This window comes from Roseovarius faecimaris, assembly GCF_009762325.1.
GTDB lineage: Bacteria > Pseudomonadota > Alphaproteobacteria > Rhodobacterales > Rhodobacteraceae > Roseovarius > Roseovarius faecimaris.
This window is the reverse complement of the sequence record NZ_CP034348.1, coordinates 1,438,843-1,464,856: the sequence shown is the minus strand read 5'-3', so window position 1 is coordinate 1,464,856 and position 26,014 is coordinate 1,438,843. Positions and strand designations below refer to the sequence as shown.

The following is a 26,014-nucleotide window of genomic DNA, read 5'->3' as shown; positions in this document are numbered from 1 at the left end:
GAACGGGCCAGTTGGCCATCGGTGTTGCAGATTTTCACACGGCTATCAAGCGCATTGGCGCGGCGTTCGCCGGTGCATTGCCCTGCCAGCTGGGATTGCGGGCCCACCAAACCGGATCGCCCTTCAGTTGCACGTCAAAATGGTGGGGGCATGATCCGCCATGCCCTGCATGTCAATCGGGGCGCGACAGGTGCGTGCAAGCACACACCCTACATCCTACCCCGTAGGGTGCGTGATTTCACGCACCATCAGAGCGCAAACAACCGTCCCGGCCCCCAGCCCCTGGCGTCAACCCCGCCGATCCGCAAAAGGTCCCAGACCAGCGCCAGGTTCGAACTGATCACCGGCAGGCCCAGCTCGGCCTCGGCCTCCTCGATGATCCCGAAGGCGCGCAGGTTGGTGCAGCTGGCAAACACCGCCTGCACCCCATCGATGCGGCCCGCCTCCAGCACCGCCTCGAGCGTCGAGGCCTCGCTGATCCGGGCCACGTTCGGGTCGATCTCCTCGCCAAAGCTGATCTCCTTCAGCGTCTCGATCCCGTGCTGCGCCAGAAACGCCCGCATCGGGCCCGCCACCTGCGACGTGTACGGCGTCACCAGCCCGATCTTCTCGGCCCCCAGCGCGCCAAGCGCCCGCATCACCCCCGTGATCGGATTGGTCACCGGCGCCTTGCCCTGCGCCGCGATGCTGCGCACCTGCTCCTGCACCGCCTCCGGCCCCATCATCACCGAGGCCGAGGTGCAGCCATAGGCAATCGCATCCAGGCCTTCGGGGAACAGCTCGACCGAGGCCGGGATCAGCACCTCCATCGCCTTCAGGCTCTCCGGGGTCACCGACGGGGCCGAATAAATCCGCGAATGGAACAGGCTCACCTCCCGCCCCTCGATGACCTGCCGCGCCTCGTCCTCCAGCGTCTCGTCTGTGCTCAGCACCACCATGCCAAGACGGGTCTTGGTGCGGGTCTCAAACTGATAATCTCTCATGCGGCACCTCTTGTCGCCGGTCGGCTCAGCACCCCTCCGGACACGCTCGCGCGGACGCCCGTGGTGCTTGGCCCCGATGTGGGAAGGCCGCGCAGCACGCGCACGGCCAGATGTGCAAAGGCTTGCGCCTCCAGCATGTCCCCGTCAAGTCCTACCTGCTCGACCGGCATCACCGGGCAATCAAGGGCCGCGCGCAGCATCTCCATCAGCACCGGGTTGTGCCGCCCGCCGCCCGTCACCAGCATCCTCTCGGGCAGGGACGGGCAATGCTCCATCGCCTGTAACACCACCGCGGCACTCATCCCCGTCAGCGTCGCCACCGCGTCGGCGTCGCCAAGCTCACCCACCAGCCCGATCATGTCCGCAAACGCATCCCGGTCGAGCGATTTCGGCGGCATCCGGCGGAAATACCCCTCGTCCAGGAAAAGCTCCAGCGCGCCCTCCTCGACCCGGCCTTGCCGGGCCAGCGCGCCGTCGCGGTCAAACGCCTGCCCGCGCCGCGCCATCATCAGATCGTTGATCGGTGCATTCGCAGGCCCGGTGTCAAAGGCCAGAAGCGCGCCCTCCTCTTCCGGGCGTTCTTTCATTGGGTCCACCCAGGTCAGGTTGCCGACCCCGCCGAGGTTGAGAAAACCCAAAGGCCGCTCGGCCCCGATCCACTTGGCGCAGGCAAAATGAAAGAACGGCGCCAGCGGCGCGCCCTCCCCGCCCAGCTCCACATCGGCGCTGCGGAAGTCCCAGATCACCGGCACCCCCAGCGCCTCGGCCAGCGCACTGCCGTCGCCCAGCTGATGCGTGCCCCGCCCGCGCGGCTCATGCGCCAGGGTCTGACCGTGAAAGCCCACCAGCTCCGCGCCCTCGAACCGGCTCAGCAGGTCGATATGCGCGCCCTGCACCACGGCCAGCGCATCCGCCACATCCTCCCCCTGCCAACGGCCCAACGCGGCCCTCAGCACCGCCTGCTCGGCCTCCGAATACCCCTGATAGCCGCTCTCGCCAAATTCCAGGATACGCTCGCCATCGGTGCGCAGCAGCGCCGCGTCCACCCCGTCAAGCGACGTGCCCGACATCGCGCCCAACGCCCAGACCGGCCCGGCTTTCATCATGGCCTTTTCCTTCGCTCAAACCATGCCTATACATGCCGCGCAACGCCAAGCGGGACAAGCCAAATGACCTACCACCCCAAATCCGAATTCATGTCCGTGATGATCGAGCGCGGCTTTCTTGCCGACTGCACCGATTATCAGGCGCTCGATGACGCGATGCTGTCCGGCGTGGTGCCCGCCTATATCGGCTTTGACGCCACGGCGACCTCGCTGCATGTGGGCTCGCTCATCCAGATCATGATGCTGCGCTGGCTGCAAAAGACCGGTCACAAACCGATCACCCTGATGGGCGGCGGGACCACCAAGGTGGGCGATCCCAGCTTTCGCGCCGATGAACGCCCGCTTCTCGATGACGCCGCCATTCAGGCCAATATCGACGGCATCCAAAAAGTCTTTGCCACCTATATCGACTATTCCGACACCCCGACCGGCGCGGTGATGGTCAACAATGCCGAATGGCTGGACGAGCTGAACTATATCGAGTTCCTGCGCGATATCGGGCGGCATTTCTCGGTCAACCGGATGCTGTCATTTGAATCGGTGAAATCCCGCCTCGACCGCGAACAATCGCTGTCGTTTCTTGAATTCAACTACATGATCCTGCAGGCCTATGACTTCCTTGAGCTGAACCGCCGTTACGGCTGTCTTCTGCAAATGGGCGGCTCGGATCAGTGGGGCAATATCGTCAACGGGATCGACCTCACCCGCCGCGTGCTGGATCAGGAGATCTATGGCCTCACCTCGCCGCTGCTGACCACCTCGGACGGCAAGAAGATGGGCAAATCCGCCGATGGCGCGGTCTGGCTCAATGCCGAAATGCGCTCTCCCTATGAGTTCTGGCAGTTCTGGCGCAACACGACCGATGCCGATGTCGGCCGCTTCCTGAAGCTCTATACCGAGCTGCCTCTGGACGAATGCGACCGGCTGGGCGCGCTGGCAGGCTCCGAGATCAACGATGCCAAGATCGTGCTGGCAAATGAGGTAACCACCCTTCTGCACGGGGCGGAGGCCGCACGCGCCGCCGAGGCCACCGCCCGCGAGGTGTTCGAGAAAGGCGGCGTCGGGGATGAGCTGCCCACCCTGGAGCTCAGCCCCGAGGAGCTGGGCGATGGCATCTCGGTGGTGCAGCTCATCGTCCGGTCCGGCCTCGCCAAATCCGGCAAGGACGCCAAGCGCCTGATCGCCGAGAACGGCGCGCGAATCGATGACGCACCTTTGACCGACGCGGGCCTCATGCTCGACGCCTCCGCCCTGTCCTCCCCGGTCAAGCTCTCGGCCGGCAAGAAGCGCCACGCTCTGGTCAAGCTCAACACCTGACCCACGCGCCCCAGAATTTGCACAAATTCTGGCCAAGAAAATGTGCATTTTCTTGGGGCCCCACGCCGCGGCAACCGCCCCATGACGGCCCTTCGGATAGCGCTTGCGGATCAGCCTATATATCAATATATCCCGATATATGGATAAAAAAACCGCCCTCGCCGCCTTCGCCGCCCTGTCGCAGGACACCCGGCTCGACGCGTTTCGGCTGCTTCTGCGCGCGGGCCAGGACGGCATGCCCGCGGGCGAGATCGCCGACACCCTCGGCACCCGCCAGAACACCATGTCCACCCATCTGTCCATCCTGCATCAGGCCGGGCTCATCCGCTCACAGCGCGACGGCCGCTCGATCCGCTATTCCGCCAATCTCGACGGCACGCGCGGCCTGCTCGCCTTCCTGCTCGAAGAGTGCTGCGGCGGCAACCCCGCCCTCTGCCAGCCCCTCATCGCTGAAATCACCCCCTCCGAAGGAGCCCCCTCATGACCGACCACACCGCACCCGACGCCACCGGCGGCATGGGCCGTTTCGAGCGCTGGCTCTCTGTCTGGGTGGCGCTGGCCATAGGGGCGGGCATCACCCTGGGCAATCTCATCCCCGGCCTCTTTCAGGGCCTCGCCGCGCTCGAAATCGCCTCGGTCAACCTGCCGGTCGCGCTGCTGATCTGGGCGATGGTCTATCCGATGATGGTCGGCGTCGATTTTTCCGCGCTCAGCCATATCGGCGACCGGCCCAAGGGGCTGATCATCACGCTGCTGGTCAACTGGCTGATCAAACCCTTCACCATGGCCGCTCTCGGCGTGCTCTTCTTCAACCATGTGTTCGCCGGGCTGATCCCGCCGGATGACGCGCAGGCCTACCTCGCCGGGCTGATCCTTCTGGGGGCAGCCCCCTGCACGGCGATGGTCTTTGTCTGGTCACAGCTCACCCGGGGCGACGCGACCTATACGCTGGTCCAGGTCAGCGTGAACGACGTGATCATGGTCTTTGCCTTCGCCCCCATCGTGGCTTTCCTGCTGGGCGTGACCGATATCGAAGTCCCGTGGGAGACGCTGCTTCTCTCGGTCGTGCTCTATATCCTGATCCCGCTGGCCGCGGGTATCCTCACCCGCTCGCGCCTGATGGCACAGGGCGGCGAGACCGCGGTTGACGCCTTCCGGGACCGGGTCAAACCGATCACCGTGATCGGCCTCCTGGTCACGGTCGTGCTGCTGTTCGGGTTTCAGGGTCAGGTCATCCTCGACACACCGCTGATCATTGCGCTGATCGCGGTCCCGCTCCTGATCCAAAGCTACGGGATCTTCTTCGTGGCCTATGGCATGGCCAAGCTGTGGAAGGTGCCGTTCAACGTGGCCGCGCCCTGCGCGCTGATCGGCACGTCGAATTTCTTCGAACTGGCCGTCGCGGTGGCGATCAGCCTCTTCGGGCTGGGCTCGGGGGCGGCGCTGGCCACCGTGGTGGGCGTGCTTGTCGAGGTGCCGGTCATGCTGTCGCTGGTGGCCTTCGCCAACCGCACCCGTCACTGGTTCCCCGGCTGATCAGCTGGCCCCATGAGGTTACAGATTGATGAAGGGCGCGACCGCGGCACATCGGCGCAATCCGCCGATTGTACAAAACAGGGGGTGATTTTGTACGTTTTGTACAAAATTACCTGAGCGCGTCGTCCAGCACCGCCTTGACCGCCTCGGGCGGCACATCGCCGGTCACAAACGCCTCGCCAATCCCGCGCGCCAGGATGAACCGAAGCTGCCCGTCGATCACCTTTTTATCCTGCCCCATCAGCTTGATCAGCGTATCGGCATCCGGCAATTCCCCAGGAATATCAGACAGATCAACCTTCATCTTCATGTCGCGCAGATGGGCGCGCACGCGGCTCGGATCTTCTTGCGAGCACAGCCCCAACCGCGCCGACAGCTCGAACGCCAGCGCACAGCCAATGGCCACCCCTTCGCCATGCAGCAAGCGATCCGAATAATCCGTTGCCTTTTCAAGGGCATGGCAGAAGGTATGCCCCAGGTTCAAGAGCGCCCGGTCGCCCTGTTCGGTCTCATCACGCTGCACGATCTCGGCCTTCATCTCGACCGAGCGTTTGACGGCGGCGATCCTTGCCGCTTCATCCCCCTCTGCCGCGCGTGAGGCATTGCTTTCAAGCCATTGAAAGAATTCACTATCTCCCAACAGGCCGTATTTCACGACCTCGCCATATCCGGCCAGATAATCGCGTTCCGTCAGGGTGCCCAACACGTCGATATCAGCCAGCACGAGGCTCGGCTGATGGAACGCCCCGATCAGGTTCTTGCCCTGCGGTGCGTTGATCCCGGTCTTGCCACCGACCGAACTGTCCACCTGCGCCAGCAGGGAGGTGGGAATCTGAACAAACCGCACGCCCCGCCGCAGCACCGCGGCCGCAAATCCCACAAGGTCGCCAATGACCCCGCCGCCAAAGGCGATCACCACGTCGTTGCGTTCGACCTTCTGTTCCAGAAGCCACTCGACCGTGCGCTCGAAATGCGGCCAGGATTTTGTCGCCTCGCCTGCGGGAAGGATCAGCGCTTCGCTGGAAATACCACCTGTTTCCAACCCTTTACGCAGCGCCTCCAGATGCAGGGCCCCGACGTTTTCGTCGGTGACAATCGCCACGCGCGGCCGCGCCAGAAATGGTGCGATCCGGGCCCCGGCCTCAGCCAGAAGCCCCGGCCCGATCAGAATGTCATAAGAGCGCGATCCCAGATCGACATGTACGGTCTCGGTCATTCCTCGGCCTCCAAAACATCCGGCCGCGCCGCCAGCGCGTTAACGACTTTGTCGGTCATCATCTCGATGGAGTAACTCTGATGCGCCTCCACGGCGAGGTCGGCTTCGGCATAGACCGGCACCCGCGCCTCATAAAGCGATCTGAGCGTCTCATATGGGTGAGCTGTGCGCAGTAACGGTCTGGTATCCTTGTGTTTTACGCGATTCCATAAAAGCTTTAGATCGGCTTTGAGCCAGACCGATATCCCCTTGCGCGAGATCAGGTCGCGGTTCCGCTCGGCCATGAAGGCCCCGCCGCCGGTCGACAGCACCCCATGCTCTCCCTCCAGCAACCGGTCGATCACCTCGGTTTCCCGGTCGCGAAAGAAAGCTTCGCCATCCCTTTGAAATATCTCGGCAATTGTCATGTTCGCCGCTTCTTCGATCTCGGCATCCGAGTCGAGAAACGGCACACCAAGGCGCAGCGCAAGCGCCTTGCCCACAGCGGTTTTCCCCGCCCCCATCATCCCCACCAGGACAACGGTTTTCTTCAGTGTCCAACGTTCCTGATGGTCCACGCTTCGGCGCTCCGCTGCCAAATCCTTCAGTTTTTTCCTGAATGACGTGATCTTGCTGAAAAGGCCAGTTATAAAGTTGAAGAAAAGCAAAACAATACCGAGCAGGCAGCCCATGCTAAGACTCCTCAAGTGGTTGATTTACCTGTGTGTTCTGGGATTTATAGCCCTCATAGCCTATGCGTATATCGGCCCCTTTCTCGGCGCGGACTTCTCGCCGGAGACGCGGGAGATTCGTCAGGAAATCATCCTTGATACGAACTAGCCCCCTTCTGCTCTGCCTCTGCCTCGCGCCCGTGGCCAGCGCGCAGCAGCCGCTCTCGGCCATCGACTGGCTCGACAGGCACAGCACCGTCCCCCTGGCCGAGCCGCGCCTGCCCGACCTCAATGAGCCGCCGGTCACCGACACGGCCACAACGCCCGAGGTCGAGGTGACCGCCCTTGGTGAGGTGCGCGCCGATGCGGTGGGGCTCTTGCCCACCGCCACGACGGGCCTGCCGCCTACGCTTTGGTCCGCGAGCAGCGAAGCCACTTTGCGCAGCCTGTTGTCAAAGCTAGAAGCACATCCACTTCCGGCCATACAGGCTTTATATTACACACTTTTACTTGCCGAAGCCGACCCGCCCCATGACGCCAGCGCCGACGCTGCGTTCCTGCGCGCGCGGGTGCATGCGCTGGTCGGATATGGGGCGGTTGAACCCGCCCGCGCCCTGCTCGAACGCGCCGGGCCGCGCAATCCGGCGCTGTTTGACACCTGGCTCAGCCTGACCCTGCTGTCTGGCGACGAGGATCAGCCCTGCGCCATGCTGCGCGCCACGCCGCAGCTGAGCGCCGATTTCGGCGCGCGGGTCTATTGCACCGCCCGCGCGGGCGATTGGGACACGGCGGCACTGACCTATGACACCGCCACCGCCTTGGGGGCGCTCAAGGGGGCCGAAGCCGACCTTCTGGCGCAGTATCTCGACCCGGAACTCATTGAAACTCTTGCGATTCCCGAGGCGCCGGCCTTGCCCTCGCCGCTTGTTTTCCGGCTCTTCGAGGCGGCCGGCGCACCGCTGTCCACGCGCCGTCTGCCGGTGGCCTTCGCCCTTGCCGATCTGCGCGGCACCGCCGGATGGAAGACCGAGCTTGAGGCGGCCGAACGGCTGGCCCGGACCGGCGCCCTGCCCGCCAGCCGCTTTCTGGGGCTGTTCACCGAGCGGCAGCCCGCCGCGTCCGGGGGCATATGGGACCGGGTCTCGGCCATACAGGATTTCGACCGGGCCCTGTTCCGGCAATCGGTCGACGATGTGCGCAAGACCCTGCCCGCCGCCTGGGACGCAGCTGTCTCGCAAGGATTACAGGTGCCGTTCGCGCAGATATTCAGCGATAAATTACAAGCACTTGAGCTTACCGACGCGACCAAGACACTGGCATTCGAGATTGCCCTTCTGTCCTCCGATTACGAGGTGGCCGCCACCGGCCATCAGCCTGAAAATGCGCGTGAGCGGCTGCTTGTTGGGATCGCGCGCGGCGCGCCGTCCGCCGAGGATGCCAACACCGCCCGCGAGAAAGCGATCGTTGCCGGGCTGACCGCGCGGGGCGCCGCCGAAGATGACCTGGCGCTTCTGAACGAGGGCAAGCTTGGCGAGGCGATCCTGCGCGCTGCCGAGCGCGTGGAACGTGGTGCGGGCGGGGCAAGCACAGCGCTGACCGACGGTCTGGCCACGCTCCGCGCCGTCGGATTGCAGGACGCCGCCCGGCGCGCGGCGCTTCAACTGCTTCTGCTTGATACAGGCTCATGAGCACATATTGGCTCTCCAGTTTTCTCGAAGCCCAGGCCGCCGAGCAAGGGGCTGCCGAAAACACCCTGGCCGCCTATGCCAGAGATCTCACGGATTTTGAAAACTGGGTTTCGGATCAAGGCGTTGACCTGGCAACAGCCACTCAGGCGGATGTCGAATCCTACATGGTCCATTGTGACACTCAGGGCCTTGCCAAATCCACTCGTGCGCGGCGGCTCTCGGCGATCAAGCAGCTATACCGCTTCGCCTTCGAGGAGCGTCTGCGCGAGGATAACCCGGCCATCCGGATCAAGGGCCCGGGCCGCGATCAACGTCTGCCCAAGACCCTGAGCGAGGCCGATGTCGACCGCCTGCTGGAGGCAGCCCGCGCCTCGGGGCGCAACCCACAGGATCGGGCGCGCAACACCTGCCTGATGGAGCTGCTTTATGCCACCGGTATGCGCGTGACCGAGCTGGTCTCGCTGCCTGTGGCGGCAGCCCGTGGGGATCCGCGCATGTTGCTGATCAAGGGCAAGGGCGGCAAGGAGCGGTTGGTGCCGCTCTCTCCGCCTGCCCGTGAGGCGCTGAGCCTGTGGCTGACCCTGCGTGACCAGGCCGAAGATACGGCCAAGGCCAGGGGCAAGCCCGCTTCTGCGTTTCTGTTCCCATCCTCGGGCAAATCAGGCCACCTTACGCGGCACCGTTTTTATATGCTGATCAAGGAGTTGGCCGTTGCGGCCGGTGTCTCGCCCGAGACTGTCACGCCACACCGGTTGCGCCACGCCTTTGCCACGCATCTTTTGGCCAACGGGGCCGACCTGCGCGCGATCCAGACCCTTCTGGGCCATGCCGACGTGGCCACCACCGAGATTTATACACATGTCCTCGAAGAGCGTCTGAAGGAGCTGGTGCTGGAACATCACCCCATGGCAGACAAGGCATCGCGGCGCAGATCGGGCGGCAGCACATCTTCTGACGGCCAATAACCGCTGATCAGCGCGCGGTCATAGCCCTGGGTCAGACCGGCCTGTCGCATCGCCCGCGCGGCGGCGTCATGATCATACTCCAGCTTGTGCAGCGTAATCCGCCCGTCCTGCAAAAGCGCATAACGCGTCTGCGGCGCCCCATTATGCGGCGGCAGCCCGATGGCCCCGGCATTGATCCAGTCAACCTCTCCGATCCGCCGCGTGAAGGGCAGCCCGGAATGCCCCGCGAAAATGCATGAAGTATGTGACACAAGAGATTGTATAATATCAATTTCTTCTTGAAAATCGCCGTCGGGCGACGTGGGCCACAAAAACCGGCTGACATCGCTGATCCCGCCATGGATCACCGCCATCCGCCGCCCGTGATGCCCAAAGCTGATGACGTCGGGCAAGCCCCCCATCCACGCCCGCTCCTCAGCGCCGAGACGGGCATCGGCATGCGCATACCACCCGGCAGAGAGCAGATCACAGGCACTGCCCGCCTCAAACCCGCAGCCGCAGGTCTGTTCATAGGCCGCAAGCTGCTTTTCACAATTTCCCGCCACCACGGCGATGCCCGCGGCCCGGACGCGCGCCACCACCTCGGCGGGATCTGCGCAATAGGCCACAAGATCGCCCGTACAGATCATCCGTTCCGGCGGGATGCCAAGCCGCCCGGCCACCTCGAACAGCGCATCCAGCGCCTGCAAATTGGAATAGGGCCCGCCAAACAGCAGCAGGGCTGCGTCACTCTCGCCCAAATCGCGCAGCTTCATCGGCCTGATCCCTTGAATGACGCCTGCCTGCGCCCCATAACCATGAGGACTAAAGGGATATATCACATAATGGAAGACGGCTCACTGACACTTGATAGCGCGTTCTGGATGACCTCGGGCGCGATCCTGGGGCTCCTGATCCTATCGGCCTATTTTTCGGGCTCCGAGACGGCGCTGACGGCCGCCTCGCGCGGCAAGCTGCGCGCCCGGGCCGACAAGGGCTCGCGCGGGGCCGAGCAGGCACTGAAGATCACCGAGGACAATGAGCGCCTGATCGGCTCGGTGCTTCTGGGGAACAACCTTGTCAATATCCTCGCGGCTTCGCTTGCCACGGCCCTCTTCACCAAGCTTTTCGGCGAGAGCGGCGTGGCGCTGGCCACGCTGGTGATGACCCTTCTGGTTCTGATCTTTGCCGAGGTGCTGCCCAAGACCTATGCGATCACCAATGCCGAAACCGCCGCGGCCCGGACCGCGCCGATCATTTCGGTGGTGATCCGCATCTTTGCCCCCGTCGTGGGGGCCGTGCGTATGCTGGTGCGCGGCGTCTTGCGCATCTTCGGGGTGCAGACCGATCCTGACAGCCATATCCTCGCCGTGCGCGAGGAAATCGCCGGCGCGCTCTATCTGGGCCATTCCGAAGGTGTTGTGGAAAAGGAAGACCGCGACAGGATTCTCGGCGCGCTCGATCTTGGCGACCGGGCGGTGGAAGAGATCATGCTCCACCGTTCCCAGATCGAGATGATCGACGTCACCGACGACCCCGAGGCGATCCTTGCCCAATGTCTGCAAAGCAACCACACCCGCCTGCCCGTGTTTCGCGATGATCCGGACAACGTGATCGGTGTTGTGCATGCCAAGGATCTGCTGCGCGCGATGCACAAGCTGATCACCTCGTTCGACGGCACCGCCGCCGAGGCCCTGAAAAACTTCGATGTCCGCGATGTGGCAATGAAGCCTTACTTCGTGCCCGAGACGACCACGCTCGACGATCAGATGCGCCAGTTTCTGCGCATGCGCAGCCATTTTGCGCTGGTGATCGACGAATACGGCTCCTTGCAGGGGCTGATCACACTGGAGGACATCCTCGAAGAGATCGTGGGCGAGATCACCGACGAGTTCGACGAAGCCGATGAGGCCGAGATGATCACCCGTGCCGAGGACAATCAGCTTCTGGTCGACGGCGCCATGACGATCCGCGACCTCAACCGCGCCACCGACTGGACCTTGCCCGACGACGCGGCCAACACCGTGGCGGGGCTTGTCATCCACGAGGCGCAGATCATCCCGAAAGTGGGCCAGGTCTTCATCTTCCACGGCTTCCGCTTCGAGGTGATGGCGCGGCAGGACAACCGGATCACACAACTCAAGATGCGCAAACTCTGAAAGCTGCGCCGCTTCGCTTTCATTGTTCCCGAAATACTCCCGCCGGAGGCATCCAGCCTCAGCCAGAGTCGCGCCTTTTGAATCATCGTGTCGCGTCCCCCTTCCGCGCCGAGGCGGAGGAGGCACGACGACAACGAGATACTAAGCGCGCCGCAGGCGCACCTTATGGCAGCAATCAGGCGCGCAGCTTCTCGCCCTTGGGGTCAAAGGGCGGCTCGTGCAGGATGCGCGCTTTGTGCGGCTGGCCCAGCACCATCACCTCGACCTCATCGCCGGGGGCGGCAAGCCCGTATTTCACATAGCCCAGCGCCAGGCTCATCCCCACGGTGTAGCCATAGGTGCCCGAGGTCACGCGACCGACCCCCTTGCCATCCCTGAAGATTGGCTCACCGCCGGTTGCATCCGCATTCGACGCCGTCACCGCGGCCTCGTCGATATGCATCAGCACGAGGATTTCACGCGGGTCCTTGGCCATCTGCTCGGCTGCGGCCTCCTTGTGCAGGAAGTCCTTCTGCATCTTGCAGAGCGGCCCGAAGCCAACCTCATGCGGGAAGTATTCGGGGCTGTATTCGCGGCTCCAGGAGCCATAGCCCTTCTCGACCCGCATCGACATCAGCGCGCGCGCGCCCACGGGGCCTGCGCCGAACTCCTTGCCCACCTCCAGAAGCGCCGCATAGAGCTTCTCCTGATCTTCGGTGGCGCAATGCAGCTCCCAGCCGAGATCGCCGGTAAAGCTCACCCTCAGCGCCAGGCAACGCACCCCGGCAAGGTCGATCATCTGCGACCGCATGAACGGAAAGTCCTCGGTCGCCAGCGACGCGTTGGTCATGCGTTGCAGCATCTCGCGCGATTTCGGCCCGGCCACGTTGAAGCCGCACATCGCTTCGGTGTGGCTCTCGAATGTCGTGCCTTCCGGCAGCGGAACCATGTCATAGAACCGTTTCTGATAGCGCTCGGCCATGCCCGAGCTGACGATCCAGAATTCATCCTCGGCGGTGCGCGTCACCGTGGCATCCCCCGCGATCCCGCCACGCACGGAGATGAGCGGCGTCAGACACGACCGGCCCACGGTCTTGGGCATGTTGTTGGCAAATACAGCATTGAGCCAGTCCTCGGCCCCCGGCCCTTTCACCCGGTATTTGGCGAAGTTGGAAATGTCGATGATGCCCGCGCGTTCGCGCAGCATCTTGCATTCCTCGCCCACCGGCCCCCACCAGTTCTGCCGGGTAAAGCCGTTGGTGTCTTTCGCCCCGGGCTCACCGGCAAACCATTGCGGATGCTCCCAGCCGTAGTTGAGGCCAAAGACAGCCCCCATGTCCTTTTGCATCTGATAGATCGGACGGGTGCGCAGGGGCCGACCCGCTTCGCGCTCTTCATTGGGGTAGTGGATGGCAAAGCGATGCCCGTACTGATCGGCCACCTTGGCCTTGACGAATTCCTTGTTGTTGGCCCAAAGGCCGAAGCGCGCCACATCCCAGGGGAACATGTCATACTGCATCTCGCCTTCGATGATCCATTGCGCCACCATCAGGCCCATACCAGCCGACTGGCTGAAGCCCGGAATGATCCCGCCGCACATGAAATAGTTCTTCAGCTCCGGCACGGGGCCCAGGATCACGTTGCTGTCCGGTGACCAGATCATCGGGCCGTTGATCACCCGCTTCACGCCCGCCTCAGCCGCAGCCGGCACACGGTCCATGGCGCGCATCACGTTTTCCATGATCCGGTCAAGATCATCAGCAAAAAGGTCATGGGCAAAATCGAGCGGCGTGCCATTCTCGGCCCAGAATTTCATGTCCTTCTCATAGGCCCCGATCAGAAGGCCCTTGCCCTCCTGGCGCAGGTAGTATTCGCCGTCCCGGTCCGCGACCGAGGGCAAGCGCCGGTCCATCGCCTCGATCTCGGGCATGGCTTCGGTCACGAAATACTGGTGTTCGGTCGGTTGCAGCGGCACTTCGATGCCCGCCAGCGCGGCCACCTCACGGCCCCAGAGACCCGCGGCGTTGATCACCCATTCGGTCGTGATATCGCCCTTGGGCGTGCGTACGATCCAGGTGCCGTCGGGCTGTTGTTCGGTTCCCGTGACGGGGGTGAAGCGGTGAATTTCCGCGCCCCGCTGACGCGCGCCCACCGCATAGGCATTGGTCACGCCCGAGGGGTCCACGTTGCCGCCATTGCTTTCCCACATGATGCAGCGGATGCCGTCGTAATTGACCAGCGGATGCTTTTCCTCGGCCTCTTCGCGCGTGATCTCGTGAAACTGCAAACCATAGAGCTTTGCCTTGGCCGCCTGAAGCCTCAGCTGGTGTTCCCGCGCTTCGGTCTGCGCCAGGTAGAGCGAACCGGGCTGGAACACGCCGCAGCTCTGGCCGGTCTCGGCCTCCAGCTCTTTGTAGAGGTTCATCGTGTAGTTTTGCAGCCGCGAGATATTGGCGCTGTCATGCAGCCCGTGGATATTCGCCGCCGCGTGCCAGGTGGAGCCCGAGGTGAGCTCATCGCGCTCCAGCAGCATCACGTCGGACCAGCCGAGCTTGGTGAGGTGGTAAAGGATCGAGCAGCCAATAACGCCACCGCCGATCACGACTGCCTGAGCATGGGTCTTCATGAGGTCACTTCCCGTGTTGTGTTTGGAGCCAGCTTAGGCGCAATCCGCCCAGCCGTTCCACCGCTTTGCGACAGCATATGTCGCAGCGGGAAATTTGCGGCCTCGTATTTCCGACAGAGAGGCGTTGTTTCGCGCAGGCCCGGGATCCAGGCCCCGGATGCGGGTCAGTTCTTCAGCAAGGTGCTCTCAAACCGCGGAAACTGGGAGCGCGGGGTTTTCGGCACTTTTTTGAGCGCATCCTTGTAGTCTTTCACCGCGTCCTTGTACGTCTCATTTGTCTCGATGTCGTCGCCGGTCCCCTTTGTCGTCAGCTTTGCCTTGTAAAAGGCGCTTTCAGCGGTCTCGACCTTATCCAGAGCATCCAAGGCGCCCAGCGATGACAAAATACGCTCAGCGTTCTTGCTCAGCGGTTTGTTCTTGCTCTGATCGCGGTAGCGTTTCAGCTGCGTCAGGATTTCTGCCGCCTTGCGCTTTTCCTCGCGCGTCTTGGCGGTTTTGATCAACCGGTCCAGCGCCTTGCGGAATTTCTTGAGCCGTTTGAGATTGGTGCCCAGCCCCTGGAGGCCGTCCTTGCGGGCCAAGTCCTCGAGCCTGTCGTGCATGCGCGCCTGCGGGCCTTTGGAGGCGCGCAGATCATCGGTGTCGGGCACATAAGCGACGGGTTTTTTATCCTTCTTGGCCGCCTTCTTGCCTGAACCCGACGGTTTGGTGGACGAATTGTTGCCCCCATCCCCACCGGCATAGACCACCTTACCAATCCCCAGCCCCTCCGGCCCCGTCCCACCAAGACAGAGCATCACCGACAGGCCCATCACGATAAGGCTGCGCATACCGCCACCCATCAGTTGAAATTGGCCGGGCGGGTGCCCATAGGCTCTTCCGGCATAGGCTGAAACACCTGGCTGCGCAGCGGCTCGGGGATTTTACGGGCGGCCTGATGATACCACCGTCGGGCGCGTTCATACTTCTTTTGCAGCCGGGCCTTCTCGCGCGCATCGCTGTCGGGCACTTTCTGCAATTCATGCCCGGCTTCCTCTGCGTCCCACTCCAGCCGCGACGCCTTCATTCCGAACTTCACATTCTTGGCGTTTTCGCGCAGCTCTTCGTCCTGTCCGCGCCGCGTCATCCGGTTGAGCAGGTTGGTGACCTCGGACGGCTCATGCTGGTGCTTGGTGCCTTCCAGCAACTTGAAGGCCTTGTCGATCGACTGCCACAGATAACGCAACTCGTTCGGATCGCTCATGACCCCGCGCAGCTTGTCCTTTTCAGCGGCTTTCAGCAGGTCTCGCTTGAGCGACTTGACCAAGTTCTGCCCCTCTTTGATACGCTTTTTCTTTTGCGCATCGGTTTCTTTTGGTTTGCTGGGTTTTTTTTCGGCCTTCGGTTTGGAGGCGTTGTTGCCACCCTCCCCACCTGCAAAGCCCGGTGAGCCCGGCGACAGCCCAAAATCGGTCATTGAGAAAACGGACAAAGAAAATGTCAAAACACACAGGAACAAAATACGATAAAGCATCGTAATTCCCCTTTGTTATACCCGACCACGTTACAGGAGCCGGGGGTCAGCGCGCAATAGCGTCAAAATCACGTTTGCGACACTGCTTGTCGCTACCAAGTTAGCCGCTCATCATCGCAGGCCAGAGAACTTTCACATAGCCACCAAGGAGACCTCCCATGCAAACCACCACCCGAGTGGCCGTGATCGGCGGCGGCGTTGTCGGCTGTTCCGTGCTTTATCACCTGACCAAGCTGGGCTGGTCCGACGTCATGCTGATCGAACGGTCCGAGCTGACCTCCGGTTCTACCTGGCACGCGGCGGGGGGGTTTCACACGCTCAACGGCGATACCAACATGGCCGCCCTTCAGGGCTATACGATCAAGCTTTACAAAGAGCTGGAAGAGATCACCGGCATGTCCTGCGGGCTGCACCATGTGGGCGGCGTGACGCTGGCGGATAACCGGGACCGCTATGATATGCTGGTCGCCGAACGCGCCAAGCACCGGTATATGGGGCTGGACACGCATATCGTGGGCCCCGACGAGATCCGCGAGATCGCCCCGGTGACCAATATCGAAGGCATAATCGGCGCGCTTTACGACCCGCTCGATGGTCACCTTGACCCGTCCGGCACCACCCATGCCTATGCCAAGGCCGCGCGCATGGGCGGGGCCACGATCGAAACCCATTGCAAGGTTCTGGAGACCAACCCGCGCGCCGATGGCACCTGGGATGTGGTGACCGAAAAAGGCACCATCCATGCCGAGCATGTGGTCAACGCAGGCGGCCTCTGGGCGCGCGAAGTGGGCGCGATGGCGGGCGTCTACCTGCCGCTGCACCCGATGGAGCATCAGTACCTCGTCACCGAGAATGTGCCCGAGATCGAAGAGATCGTGGCGGGCGGCGGGGAACACCCGCATGTGATGGACCCTGCGGGCGAAAGCTATCTGCGGCAGGAGGGCAAAGGCCTCTGCATCGGGTTCTATGAACAACCCTGTCGGCCCTGGGCCGTCGATGGCACGCCCTGGGAGTTTGGTCACGAGCTTTTGCCGGATGATTTCGACAAGATCGAAGACTCGATTGAGTTTGCTTACAAACGCTTCCCCGCGCTGGAGCGCGCGGGCGTCAAATCGGTCATTCACGGCCCCTTCACCTTTGCGCCTGACGGCAACCCGCTGGTGGGCCCCGTGCAGGGAATGCGCAATTACTGGTCGGCCTGTGGTGTGATGGCAGGGTTCAGCCAGGGCGGCGGCGTGGGCCTGATGCTGGCGCAATGGATGGTCGAGGGCGAATGCGAGCGCGATGTAAGCGCGATGGACGTGGCCCGCTTCGGCGATGTGATCACCAAGGGCTATACCCTGCCGAAAGTGATCGAGAATTATCAGAAGCGGTTCAGCGTCGCCTATCCCAACGAGGAACTGCCCGCCGCGCGCCCGTTCCGCACCACGCCGATGTACGACATCTTTGACCGTATGGGCGCGGTCTGGGGGCAGCAGTACGGGCTCGAGGTGGTCAATTACTTCGCCGAAGGCGACGAGCCGCGCTATGAGACACCCAGCTTCCGCCGTTCCAATGCCTGGGAGGCCACCAGGCGCGAGGTTGCGGCCGTGCGTGGCGCCGTGGGCATCAACGAGGTGCACAACTTTGGTAAATACCTTGTCACCGGCCCGGGCGCGCGCGGCTGGCTGGACCGGATCATGGCGGGGCGTATTCCGCAACCGGGGCGCATTTCGCTGACGCCGATGCTGTCGCCCAAGGGGCGGCTGATCGGCGACTTCACGGTGTCCTGCCTGAGCGACACGGCGTTTCAGCTAACCGCCAGCTACGGCGCGCAGGCCTATCACATGCGCTGGTTCGAGCAGAATGGCGAAGACGGCGTGCGCGTCGAGAACATCTCGGACCGGCTCAACGGGTTCCAGATTGCCGGGCCAAAGGCGCGCGAAGTCCTGCAGGCCTGCACCCGCGACAAGGTGGATGACATGCGTTTCATGGACCTGCGCCGCGCCTGCCTGGGCATGGTGGACTGTCTGATCCAGCGGGTCAGCTATACCGGCGATCTGGGCTATGAGATCTATTGCGATCCGATGGCGCAGCGCGCGCTGTGGGACGTGCTGTGGACCGAAGGGCAAAAACACGGCATGCGCCCGTTTGGCATGCGCGCGATGATGTCACTGCGGCTGGACCGGTTCTTTGGCAGCTGGCTCAATGAGTTCTCGCCGGATTACACTCCGGGCGAGACCGGGATGGACCGGTTCATCAGCTGGAAAAAGAACGTGGATTTCATCGGGCGCGCCGCAGCCGAGAAAGAGCGCGCGGAGGGTGCGGAGCGGCAGCTTGTCAGCTTCGAGGTCGATGCCTCCGACGCCGATGTGCATGGGTATGAGCCGGTCTGGATCAATGGCGAGGTGCAGGGGTTCTGTACCTCGGGGGGCTATTCGCACCATGCGGAGAAGTCGATTGCGCTGGCGTTGATCCCACGGGCGCTGGCAGAGGCCGGGATGCGCGCCGAAATCGAGATCCTCGGAGAGATGCGCCCCGCTGTTGTGATCACCGAGCCGCTCTTTGACGCCGATGGGGCGCGGATGCGTGGCTGAGCCCGGCGGCGGCGCGTGTGGCTCTCGACGGATGCCTCCGGCGAGAGTATTTCTGGCAAGATGAAAGCGAGCATCGCGTCAGATCTGGTGATCCTCATTCCGGCGGCGGGCGCGTCGTCGCGGATGCAGGGACGCGACAAGCTGTTGGAGGATATCGACGGCGCGCCGCTGCTGCGGGTGGTGGCGCAGCGGGCTCTGGCGACGGGGGCGCCGGTTGTCGTGGTGCTCAGCGAGGGGCGCGATGCGCGGCGGGCGGCGCTGGCTGATCTGGATCTGAGCTTCATCACATTGCCTGACCCTGCGGGCGGGATGGCCGCCTCGATCCGCGCGGGGATGGGTGCCGTGCCCGATGGCTGTGCCGGAGTGATGATCCTTCCCGCAGATATGCCAGAGTTGAAAACCGAATATTTAGAAAAAGTTGCACGCCAATCCTCATGCAATCCCGGCGCCGTGGTCCGCGCGGCGGATGCGCGGGGCGCGGCGGGTCATCCTGTGGTATTTCCGCCCCGCCTGTTTGCGGCCCTGCGCGCATTGCCCGATGGCGAAGGCGCGCGAGGGGCGATGGCGGGCGAAGAGATCATACCCTGCCCCCTGCCCGGCGCGGCGGCGCTGACCGATCTTGACACCCAGGACGACTGGGCCGCCTGGCGCACCCGGCAAAACAGCACAGGCTAACCCCAAAAACAGCAACACCCCCGGGTCTCCTCAGAAACCCGGGGGTGCGGCTTTCGAAACCGGAACTCACCCCCACATGGCCGACTTCGGGGTCGCCGGGCCGCCTGTGATGAAAACGGCCCGGCTTGCTGCAAAGGGTTGGTCTATTCGACCAGAAGTTTCGTTTCGTGCTTCTTGAGCGAGCGGCGGGCGGCCTGATAGCCTTCCAGCCCGTCCTTCTCGCGCAGCTCCGGGAACAAATCGAAGATCTCGTCGCGTTGCTCATCGCCCATCCCGTCAAGCACCTGCTCACCGGGCTGGAAGCTTTCTGTCCAGCTTCCGTTCGACAGAACAACCTCGTGCTGATCGAACATGAAGTGGATATAACTGATTGCCGGGGTTTCGACCGTGTCCACACCGGTCAGGCCCGTCAGATGCTTGGCCGCTGCCAGAACCTCACGCTCTTCAAAGTAGAGCGCGGCACGTTCGGAATTGATCAGCATCCGGTGTTGCGGGCTGACCAGCAGGTCACGCTCGGGCAGGCCGTGCCCGAGGCTCCCGGCGCGGATCAGGACCGGCTTGAGGTGCGGAGACCTGATCAGCTCCTGACCGGTCAGGTCGCGCTGACCGATCCAGCGGATTTCCTGCAGCCCGTTGTCGCGGGTGATGATCCGGTCGCCGACCTGCAGGTCTTCGACCCGGCGCTCGCCGCGCGGCGTGGCAATCACGGTGCCCGGCGTGAAGCAAGGGATCAGATTCTCGATCTCGGTGAACACCAGGGAGCCGGTGACATTGCCGTCGGCATCCAGGAAGTTGACCGTGCCCGAGGTACTGTCGCCATCCGGGTCGACGGTTTCGCCAACAATCTCGAACGACCCGAGGCCAGTCAGATCAAGCGTATCGAAGTCGTCGCCACCGGTGCCACCGTCCACGGTGTCGCCTGCGCCAACATCCTCAAACACATCGCGGTCCGCCCTGCCTTCCAGGAGGTCGATGCCGTCGCCGCCCGAGATGGTGTCATCCCCGTTGCCGCCCCGGATCGTGTCGTTGCCATCGCCACCGATCAGGACGTCATTGCCGTCATTGCCGCGGATGTCGTCGTCATCCACGCCGCCGTCGATCGTGTCATCGCCGATGCCACCGTTCAGGACGTCATTGTCATCCTGGCCATAGATCACATCGTTGCCCGAACCGCCCGAGATGGTGTCTTCGTTATTGGTGGGCTCGGGATCGGTGCCGTCATTGGCCAGTTCATCGCCATAGATGCCGCCGTCACCCATGATGGTGTCATCGCCGGTCCCGCCGAGGATGTCATCATCCCCTTCGCCACCGATGACGCTGTCGTCACCAACCGAGGCCCGGATGACATCGTCATCGATGCCGCCGTCGATCACGTCATTGCCAAAGCCGGCAAAGATCGTGTCGGCGTCGTCGCCCGTGGTGATCGTGTCGTCGCCAGTGCCGGCTTCGACATAGTCGCGGTCGTCATCGGGCAGCGGGTCCACCGGCACGCCGGTCGGATCGTCAAAGCCTTCTTCCGGCAGAACCGGCGTGGTGCCATCTTTGGAGGTGTCGATCAGGTCATTGCCGTCACCGCCCGCAACGAAGTCCGAGCCGTCGCCACCGATCAGGGTGTCATTGCCCATCTCGCCCATGAGGTTGTCGTCACCGACGCCACCATTGACGCTGTCATTGCCGTCGCCTGCGAGCACTTCGTCATCGCCGTCACCGGCCTCGACCGTATCGTCGCCGCCACCGGCGCGGATGATATCGTCATTGCCCACTTCGCCGGGCAGAAGCGCATCGTTGTTGTCGACGAAATCCCCGTTCGGATCGCCGTCATACATATCGTCGATCAGGTTGGGATCGTCATTGCCGTCGACATAACCGTCCGGCCCGCCGTTGAACTCGGTCGTGGAAAACTCGATATCGGTCACCCAAACGGCCTGTTGATCGACGCCGCCATTGTCATAATCGATCTCGATGCGGGTCACCGGACCCGCGATCTCGACCAGAAGCGAGGTGTCGGGGTCGGTCGGCGGGGTAAAGGTCGAAGCGGAATCATTACCGGTCGCGGTGTCGCCAGAGGTCAGAATGTCGCCGCCCGGGGTCAGGGTCACGTCGACCAAATTGCCCTCCGCGTCATATGCGCGGATCGTTACAATGTCCGTGTAGTCCAGACCGCCCTGCCCCAGATCGAGGTCATTGATGCGGAAGGACACGTTTTCGACCGCATCGCCAAAGGCGGCATCGGTCGAGGCAAATGTCAGGGTCGTGGTCGAGGTGTCATCGACCCCGCCTTCACCACCCGAACCGAACAGCTTGAGGCCTTCGGTCGAATCGAAGTTTTCACCAGGAGCGACATATTGGTCGAATTCGAGATTGCGGGCGGCAGCACCTTCGTCCTGGGCCAGAAAATCCACCGTAACGGCGACCCCACCGGTGTCGACTGTCTGTCCGGAGGTGATATCAACCCCGGTTGACCCAAACAGTGACCAATCAAGCATTCTTACAGGCATATCCCGACCCCTTCATCTCGTCCCGGTCATACCCCCGGGTGACACACACCGCGCCTCGGCGCGGTAAACCCCTATTTCCTCATAACTGAGATGCCGACAGGACATTGCAGTGCCGTCGATGCTTTGCAGTGAAAGCATCGGTCGGGAGCGGGGTGACCGGTTTATCCGGTGAGCTCACCCCGACCCGCACGGCTCAGCACGACACTTGTGACGTGACAGCTATGCGGCCGCCCCCACGACCACTTTGCACCCCCCAGTTGGGCTTGGTCATTTCTACAAGCCGCCGCCTGACCGGCAAAAGGGAAAATTGTCAAAATCTTGCCATTGCCGGGACCAAAAGTGGGTAATACGGCCCCATTTCTGACGTTTCTCGGGGGCGGATTTTCGTGATTGTTTCCATAGTGAGAACAACCAAATTTGGCCCACTCTGCTTAAAACCCTGGCCGATGTGCTGCATTTGCCCGAATCCGCGCACATCCTGAGGTTGAGGTCTGTTTCCGCGCGGAAAACAGTCCAATTATGGCAAAGACATGGCAAAAGAAGGCCCAACAAGGTTAACAACTTATGCTTGTTTCATGTCTAATTTTTGGAAAAGCCGCTAAAAATCGCAGTTCTGGAAACAAACTTCATTCCCATTTCGCGAATCCAGCCGAATCGTGGCCGGAGCGTTCAAACCGCATCCGTCTGGTGGGCGGCCGCCTTTGAAAGACGTCCCCGCAACCCGTCTTCGGGCATTCATTTCGGCAATCGGCTGGTACCCAAGGCCGGACTCGAACCGGCACGCCCGAAGGCGGGGGATTTTGAATCCCCTGCGTCTACCATTCCGCCACTTGGGCACATGCGCTAGCTCTAGCGAAGCCGCCGAGCCGCGTCCAGACCCAGCCTTGGTTTTTTCGGCCTTGCGCGCCACAGCGCTTGACCCCACACGCGCCACATGCTCAGAGAGCACCGACACAGCGACCGGAACACCGCCATGCTCAGACGCCTTTATGACTGGACCCTTCGCATGGCCGATCATCCCCACGCGCTCTGGGTTCTGGCGGTGGTGAGCTTTGTGGAAAGCTCGGTCTTTCCGATCCCGCCTGATGTGCTGATGATCCCGATGATCCTTGCGCGCCCGAGCCGGGCCTGGCTGATCGCGCTGGTGGCGCTGGTCTCTTCTGTGCTGGGGGGCCTGCTGGGCTATGCGATCGGGGCGCTGGCCTATGAGCAGCTTGGACAGCCCATCCTCGAAAGCCTTGGCAAGGGTGACGCGATGGCCGAGTTCAGCACCCGCTTCAACGATTTCGGCTTCTGGGCCGTGCTTACCGCCGGGATCACGCCCTTTCCTTACAAGGTCATCACCATCATGTCGGGCTGGACCGGCATGCCACTCTTTACCTTTATCGCCACGTCGATCCTGGCGCGCGGCATCCGGTTTTTCCTGGTGGCCGGGCTTCTCTGGAAATATGGCACGCCCGTGCGCGACTTCATCGAGAAACGGCTGGGGCTGGTCACAATCGCGTTTGTCGTCTTGCTCTTTGGCGGTTTCTATCTGATCAAACTCCTATGACCCTGAACCGGCACCTTCTGATCGTTCTGGCGGCGGGCGGATCGGCGGCGCTGCTGCTGGGCGCGTTTGCCTTTCAGCATCTCGGTGGCATGGCCCCTTGCAAGCTTTGCCTCTGGCAGCGCTGGCCGCATGCGGCGGCGATTGTCATCGGCGTGCTGGCGCTGGCGGTGCCCGGCCGGGGGCTGCCGCTCCTTGGCATGCTGGCCGCGCTGACCACCGCAGGGATCGGGCTCTATCACACCGGGGTGGAGCGCGGGTTCTGGGAAGGGCCGTCTTCGTGCACGTCCTCTGCTGCGGGCGGAATGAGCGCCGAAGACCTGTTTGAACAGATCATGGCCGCCCCCCTGGTGCGCTGCGACGAAGTCCCGTGGGAGATGCTGGGCCTCTCGATGGCCAGCTGGAACGCGGTCGCGGCGCTGGGATTTGCGCTGCTCTGGGCGATGGCGGCGCGGGCTCGGGTGTGAACACCGCTTGACCGGGTGGACCGGCTGCGCCTAGCCTGCGCGCATGCGCAATCTCGACCCCAGACACTATACCTGCCCCGATATTCACGCCGGTGATGTGCAGACCATTTTTGCCAGAACGTGGCAGTTGATTGGCCCGGCTTCCCGTTTGGCCGAGCGCGGCGACTACATCGCCACGGAAATCGCCGGGCAGAAGGTGTTTGTCATTCATGCGAAGGATGGACTGCGCGCGTTTCGCAATGTCTGTCGGCATCGCGGTGCGCGCCTGTTGCCCGAGGGCACCGGGCGCTGCAATACGATCCGCTGCCCCTATCACCAATGGGTCTGGGGCGAGGATGGGTCGCTTCTGAACGTGCCGTGGTGGGGGGATGATCCGGGGTTCGAGATGTCCGAATGGGCGCTTGATACCGTCGCCTTCGAGATCTGGCGTGGACTGCTTTTTGTCGCCATCGCCCCCGAGCAGAGCCTTGAGGCCCAGCTTGGCGCGACCCTGGCCGAATTGCAGGACGAGCCGATCGAACAATTCCAATGGGTCCATGAAGAGCGGCTTGTTTTCGATGCGAACTGGAAAATCTACACCGACAATTTCGTCGAAGGCTACCATATTCCGGGCATTCATCCGGCCTTTCATGCCGCCATCGAATTCGAAGCATTCGAGACCGTGGCCCTTGACGGGCTGGTGCGCATGTCGGCGCCACCCAAGGCGGGGCTGTTCTATCGCGGCAAATGGCTCTGGATGTGGCCGAACTGGACGCTGTCGCTGTTCTCGGGGGGCATGAACACCTCGCGGATCAATCCGATCGACCATCGGCGCACGGAACTGATTTACAATTTCTACTTCGCCGACCCGAACGATCCGTCATGCGACAAGACGATTGCAGACAATCTGGCGGTCGTCCGGGAAGATTTCGAGATTTGTATCGAGACGCAGAAAAACTATGAGAGCGGCGGCTACAGGCCCGGCCCCCTGTCGCCCCGGCATGAGCAAGGGGTGGCGTATTTTCAGGACCGGCTGAGAAAATCCTGCGAATTTTCTGGGGCCTGACGGCAAAGCTCAGGAGGCGGATTTGCGGGTGCTGAGCAAGAGGCTGGTCTCGGACTGGGCCACACCGTCGAAGCGGCGGATCTGGGACAGGATCGCATCAAGTTCTTCCAGCGTTTCGGTGCCCAGTTCCACGATCACATCCCAGCGGCCGTTCGTGGCGTGAATCGCGCGCACTGCCGACAGGCCGTGCAACTGGCGCAGAATCCGGTCTGTGCCACGCCCCTCGATCCCCAGCATCATCAACCCACGCACCGGGTCGCGGGCCGCATCGCCCTTGAGCACCACGGAAAAGCCCAGGATCTCACCAGAGCGGCGCAACCGCTCGATCCGGCCCCGGACCGTGGTACGCGACACCCCGAGGGTTTGCGCAAGATCCGACAGCGAGGCGCGCGCATCGTGGCGCAGGGCAGAGATCAGGCGGCGGTCGGTTTCGTCCATAATGGCACTTCTTTCATTCGTTTTGTCGATTCACCGCCCGATTAGTGCAAATTGATCCGTTCAAATCAACTCGTTTCGGAATAATTCTGTGCGAAATCACGACATGACCGATGAGGCCGGGATGACAAACTGTATTCTGATTGGAGCGCCCGTGGATAGCGGCAAGGCGCGACGGGGCTGCCTGATGGGGCCCGATGCCTATCGCGTGGCCGGCATTGCCGACGCGCTGGTGGAGCTTGGGCACGGGCTCAGCGATATGGGGAACCTGTCCCCTGCTCCGGCCGAGGCCCCTGCAAGCCTGCCGGAACACCTCGTTGCCCCGGCCGAGACCATCGGCTGGACGGTCACCCTTGCCGATGCCGCCGAAGCGGCGCTGGCCAATGGCGGCTTGCCGATCTTTCTGGGCGGCGATCACAGCCTGTCGCTTGGATCAGTTGCCGGTGCGGCCCGCCACGCCGCAACACAAGGCCGCCCGCAATTCGTGCTCTGGCTCGATGCCCATAGCGATTATCACACGCCGCAGACCACGGCCTCGGGCAACCTGCATGGCACGCCTCTGGCCTATGTGGCGGGCGAGCCCGGCTTTGACGGCTTTCCCGAGGTCAGCCATCCGATCCCGCAAGAGCAGATTTGCATCATCGGGCTGCGTTCGGTCGACACGCCCGAACGCGAGGTGATGCAGGCCTCCAACATCCGCTACCACGACATGCGCGAGATCGACGAGAGCGGCATTGCCAGACCGCTGGCGGCCTTCCTCGACACGGTCAAGCGGGCCAACGGGTTTCTGCATGTCTCGCTCGACGTGGATTTCCTCGACCCGAGCTTTGCGCCTGCCGTGGGCACGACCGTGCCGGGCGGGGCCAGCATGCGCGAGGCGCATCTGGTGATGGAGATGATCAGCGATAGCGGGCTGATGACCTCGCTCGATCTGGTCGAACTGAACCCGTTTCTCGACGAGCGCGGGCGCACCGCGCAGGTGATGGTGGACCTTGCCTGTTCCGCCCTGGGCCGCCGGGTCTTTACCCGTCCCACGCGCGCCTATTCGTGAA

At 62.8% G+C, this 26,014-nt stretch carries 22 protein-coding genes and 1 tRNA gene; 12 read left to right on the top strand and 11 right to left on the bottom strand.

The features are described from left to right. Window positions 1-248: 248 nt before the first annotated feature. Both EI983_RS07605 and EI983_RS07600 read right to left on the bottom strand, forming a co-directional pair. Window positions 249-983, bottom strand: coding sequence for a maleate cis-trans isomerase family protein (locus tag EI983_RS07605; RefSeq protein ID WP_157706775.1), 735 nt, complete (start codon window positions 981-983; stop codon window positions 249-251). After that, window positions 980-2,089, bottom strand: a complete 1,110-nt coding sequence (locus tag EI983_RS07600) for an anhydro-N-acetylmuramic acid kinase (protein WP_157706774.1) — start codon at window positions 2,087-2,089, stop codon at window positions 980-982. The genes EI983_RS07605 and EI983_RS07600 overlap by 4 nt, the downstream gene beginning before the upstream one ends. Window positions 2,090-2,152: 63 nt before the next feature. Between EI983_RS07600 and tyrS the strand changes: the two genes are divergently transcribed. The 3 genes from tyrS (at window position 2,153) to arsB (ending at window position 4,942) form a co-directional block, all read left to right on the top strand. Beyond that, a complete protein-coding gene (gene tyrS / locus EI983_RS07595; protein ID WP_157706773.1) occupies window positions 2,153-3,406 on the top strand; it encodes a tyrosine--tRNA ligase in 1,254 nt (417 codons plus the stop codon). 139 nt (window positions 3,407-3,545) lie between these two features. Beyond that, entirely contained in the window at window positions 3,546-3,890 is a 345-nt protein-coding gene (locus tag EI983_RS07590; RefSeq protein ID WP_157706772.1) for an ArsR/SmtB family transcription factor, read from the top strand. Further along, a complete protein-coding gene (arsB, locus tag EI983_RS07585) occupies window positions 3,887-4,942 on the top strand; it encodes an ACR3 family arsenite efflux transporter (protein ID WP_157706771.1) in 1,056 nt (351 codons plus the stop codon). Before EI983_RS07590 ends, arsB begins: the two co-directional genes overlap by 4 nt. Window positions 4,943-5,051: 109 nt before the next feature. On the opposite strand, the gene aroB is transcribed toward arsB, so the two are convergent. Together aroB and EI983_RS07575 are read right to left on the bottom strand one after the other, a co-directional pair. Next, window positions 5,052-6,158 carry a 3-dehydroquinate synthase gene (aroB, locus tag EI983_RS07580; protein WP_157706770.1) on the bottom strand — a complete coding sequence of 369 codons (1,107 nt, stop codon included), beginning with the start codon at window positions 6,156-6,158 and terminating at the stop codon, window positions 5,052-5,054. Continuing rightward, window positions 6,155-6,664 (bottom strand): shikimate kinase, encoded by a 510-nt coding sequence (locus tag EI983_RS07575; protein ID WP_246162394.1) that lies wholly within the window; start codon window positions 6,662-6,664, stop codon window positions 6,155-6,157. The genes aroB and EI983_RS07575 overlap by 4 nt, the downstream gene beginning before the upstream one ends. A 299-nt stretch (window positions 6,665-6,963) precedes the next feature. On the opposite strand from EI983_RS07575, the gene EI983_RS07570 reads away from it, so the two are divergent. Beyond that, window positions 6,964-8,496 carry a hypothetical protein gene (locus EI983_RS07570; protein ID WP_246162335.1) on the top strand — a complete coding sequence of 511 codons (1,533 nt, stop codon included), beginning with the start codon at window positions 6,964-6,966 and terminating at the stop codon, window positions 8,494-8,496. Next, entirely contained in the window at window positions 8,493-9,461 is a 969-nt protein-coding gene (locus EI983_RS07565; RefSeq protein WP_157706768.1) for a site-specific tyrosine recombinase XerD, read from the top strand. The genes EI983_RS07570 and EI983_RS07565 overlap by 4 nt, the downstream gene beginning before the upstream one ends. Here EI983_RS07565 and EI983_RS07560 read toward each other — a convergent pair. Next, the gene (locus EI983_RS07560) at window positions 9,395-10,216 is read right to left on the bottom strand and encodes a metallophosphoesterase family protein (RefSeq protein WP_157706767.1); all 822 of its coding nucleotides are present in this window, start codon (window positions 10,214-10,216) and stop codon (window positions 9,395-9,397) included. The two genes, EI983_RS07565 and EI983_RS07560, sit on opposite strands and share 67 nt — an antisense overlap. A 69-nt stretch (window positions 10,217-10,285) precedes the next feature. Here EI983_RS07560 and EI983_RS07555 point away from each other — a divergent pair, with 69 nt between their 5' ends. Further along, window positions 10,286-11,599 carry an HlyC/CorC family transporter gene (locus EI983_RS07555; RefSeq protein ID WP_157706766.1) on the top strand — a complete coding sequence of 438 codons (1,314 nt, stop codon included), beginning with the start codon at window positions 10,286-10,288 and terminating at the stop codon, window positions 11,597-11,599. Window positions 11,600-11,774: 175 nt separating this feature from the next. Here EI983_RS07555 and EI983_RS07550 read toward each other — a convergent pair whose 3' ends face one another. The 3 genes from EI983_RS07550 to EI983_RS07540 all read right to left on the bottom strand — a co-directional run bounded on the left by EI983_RS07550 (window position 11,775) and on the right by EI983_RS07540 (window position 15,510). Next, complete coding sequence (locus EI983_RS07550) at window positions 11,775-14,204, bottom strand: GcvT family protein (protein ID WP_157706765.1); 2,430 nt, start codon at window positions 14,202-14,204, stop codon at window positions 11,775-11,777. A 164-nt stretch (window positions 14,205-14,368) separates the two neighbouring features. Continuing rightward, complete coding sequence (locus tag EI983_RS07545) at window positions 14,369-15,034, bottom strand: hypothetical protein (RefSeq protein WP_157706764.1); 666 nt, start codon at window positions 15,032-15,034, stop codon at window positions 14,369-14,371. An 11-nt stretch (window positions 15,035-15,045) separates the two neighbouring features. After that, window positions 15,046-15,510: a hypothetical protein gene (locus EI983_RS07540; RefSeq protein WP_198389394.1), complete on the bottom strand. Its 465-nt coding sequence runs from the start codon at window positions 15,508-15,510 to the stop codon at window positions 15,046-15,048. 365 nt (window positions 15,511-15,875) lie between these two features. Here EI983_RS07540 and EI983_RS07535 point away from each other — a divergent pair, with 365 nt between their 5' ends. Both EI983_RS07535 and EI983_RS07530 read left to right on the top strand, forming a co-directional pair. Further along, entirely contained in the window at window positions 15,876-18,293 is a 2,418-nt protein-coding gene (locus EI983_RS07535) for a GcvT family protein (protein WP_157706762.1), read from the top strand. Window positions 18,294-18,353: 60 nt separating this feature from the next. Further along, the gene (locus EI983_RS07530; RefSeq protein WP_157706761.1) at window positions 18,354-18,968 is read left to right on the top strand and encodes a nucleotidyltransferase family protein; all 615 of its coding nucleotides are present in this window, start codon (window positions 18,354-18,356) and stop codon (window positions 18,966-18,968) included. 143 nt (window positions 18,969-19,111) lie between these two features. On the opposite strand, the gene EI983_RS19425 is transcribed toward EI983_RS07530, so the two are convergent. Beyond that, window positions 19,112-21,454, bottom strand: coding sequence for a Hint domain-containing protein (locus EI983_RS19425; protein ID WP_281356457.1), 2,343 nt, complete (start codon window positions 21,452-21,454; stop codon window positions 19,112-19,114). A gap of 764 nt (window positions 21,455-22,218) precedes the next feature. Further along, window positions 22,219-22,302, bottom strand: a tRNA-Leu gene (locus tag EI983_RS07520). Window positions 22,303-22,439: 137 nt separating this feature from the next. Here EI983_RS07520 and EI983_RS07515 point away from each other — a divergent pair. The 3 genes from EI983_RS07515 to EI983_RS07505 are packed head-to-tail and all read left to right on the top strand — an operon-like array spanning window position 22,440 to window position 24,527. Continuing rightward, window positions 22,440-23,018 (top strand): YqaA family protein, encoded by a 579-nt coding sequence (locus EI983_RS07515; protein WP_157706759.1) that lies wholly within the window; start codon window positions 22,440-22,442, stop codon window positions 23,016-23,018. Continuing rightward, window positions 23,015-23,482 (top strand): disulfide bond formation protein B, encoded by a 468-nt coding sequence (locus tag EI983_RS07510; protein ID WP_157706758.1) that lies wholly within the window; start codon window positions 23,015-23,017, stop codon window positions 23,480-23,482. The genes EI983_RS07515 and EI983_RS07510 overlap by 4 nt, the downstream gene beginning before the upstream one ends. A gap of 43 nt (window positions 23,483-23,525) precedes the next feature. After that, window positions 23,526-24,527, top strand: coding sequence for an aromatic ring-hydroxylating oxygenase subunit alpha (locus EI983_RS07505; RefSeq protein WP_157706757.1), 1,002 nt, complete (start codon window positions 23,526-23,528; stop codon window positions 24,525-24,527). 9 nt (window positions 24,528-24,536) lie between these two features. On the opposite strand, the gene EI983_RS07500 is transcribed toward EI983_RS07505, so the two are convergent. Beyond that, window positions 24,537-24,965, bottom strand: coding sequence for an Lrp/AsnC family transcriptional regulator (locus EI983_RS07500; protein ID WP_157706756.1), 429 nt, complete (start codon window positions 24,963-24,965; stop codon window positions 24,537-24,539). Between the two features lie 121 nt (window positions 24,966-25,086). Here EI983_RS07500 and rocF point away from each other — a divergent pair, with 121 nt between their 5' ends. After that, window positions 25,087-26,013: an arginase gene (gene rocF, locus EI983_RS07495; protein ID WP_157709020.1), complete on the top strand. Its 927-nt coding sequence runs from the start codon at window positions 25,087-25,089 to the stop codon at window positions 26,011-26,013. Window position 26,014: the final 1 nt, after the last annotated feature.

Excerpts from the sequence above, each read along its gene's own strand:
- EI983_RS07535 (WP_157706762.1), top strand. The coding sequence starts at position 15,876 with ATGCAAACCACCACCCGAGTGGCCGTGATCGGCGGCGGCGTTGTCGGC.
- EI983_RS07555 (WP_157706766.1), top strand. The coding sequence starts at position 10,286 with ATGGAAGACGGCTCACTGACACTTGATAGCGCGTTCTGGATGACCTCG.
- EI983_RS07575 (WP_246162394.1), bottom strand. The coding sequence starts at position 6,664 with ATGATGGGGGCGGGGAAAACCGCTGTGGGCAAGGCGCTTGCGCTGCGC.
- EI983_RS19425 (WP_281356457.1), bottom strand. The coding sequence starts at position 21,454 with ATGCTTGATTGGTCACTGTTTGGGTCAACCGGGGTTGATATCACCTCC.
- EI983_RS07600 (WP_157706774.1), bottom strand. The coding sequence starts at position 2,089 with ATGATGAAAGCCGGGCCGGTCTGGGCGTTGGGCGCGATGTCGGGCACG.
- EI983_RS07510 (WP_157706758.1), top strand. The coding sequence starts at position 23,015 with ATGACCCTGAACCGGCACCTTCTGATCGTTCTGGCGGCGGGCGGATCG.
- aroB (WP_157706770.1), bottom strand. The coding sequence starts at position 6,158 with ATGACCGAGACCGTACATGTCGATCTGGGATCGCGCTCTTATGACATT.
- EI983_RS07605 (WP_157706775.1), bottom strand. The coding sequence starts at position 983 with ATGAGAGATTATCAGTTTGAGACCCGCACCAAGACCCGTCTTGGCATG.
- EI983_RS07505 (WP_157706757.1), top strand. The coding sequence starts at position 23,526 with ATGCGCAATCTCGACCCCAGACACTATACCTGCCCCGATATTCACGCC.
- rocF (WP_157709020.1), top strand. The coding sequence starts at position 25,087 with ATGACAAACTGTATTCTGATTGGAGCGCCCGTGGATAGCGGCAAGGCG.
- EI983_RS07515 (WP_157706759.1), top strand. The coding sequence starts at position 22,440 with ATGCTCAGACGCCTTTATGACTGGACCCTTCGCATGGCCGATCATCCC.
- EI983_RS07545 (WP_157706764.1), bottom strand. The coding sequence starts at position 15,034 with ATGCGCAGCCTTATCGTGATGGGCCTGTCGGTGATGCTCTGTCTTGGT.
- EI983_RS07565 (WP_157706768.1), top strand. The coding sequence starts at position 8,493 with ATGAGCACATATTGGCTCTCCAGTTTTCTCGAAGCCCAGGCCGCCGAG.
- tyrS (WP_157706773.1), top strand. The coding sequence starts at position 2,153 with ATGACCTACCACCCCAAATCCGAATTCATGTCCGTGATGATCGAGCGC.
- arsB (WP_157706771.1), top strand. The coding sequence starts at position 3,887 with ATGACCGACCACACCGCACCCGACGCCACCGGCGGCATGGGCCGTTTC.
- EI983_RS07560 (WP_157706767.1), bottom strand. The coding sequence starts at position 10,216 with ATGAAGCTGCGCGATTTGGGCGAGAGTGACGCAGCCCTGCTGCTGTTT.
- EI983_RS07530 (WP_157706761.1), top strand. The coding sequence starts at position 18,354 with ATGAAAGCGAGCATCGCGTCAGATCTGGTGATCCTCATTCCGGCGGCG.
- EI983_RS07550 (WP_157706765.1), bottom strand. The coding sequence starts at position 14,204 with ATGAAGACCCATGCTCAGGCAGTCGTGATCGGCGGTGGCGTTATTGGC.
- EI983_RS07500 (WP_157706756.1), bottom strand. The coding sequence starts at position 24,965 with ATGGACGAAACCGACCGCCGCCTGATCTCTGCCCTGCGCCACGATGCG.
- EI983_RS07590 (WP_157706772.1), top strand. The coding sequence starts at position 3,546 with ATGGATAAAAAAACCGCCCTCGCCGCCTTCGCCGCCCTGTCGCAGGAC.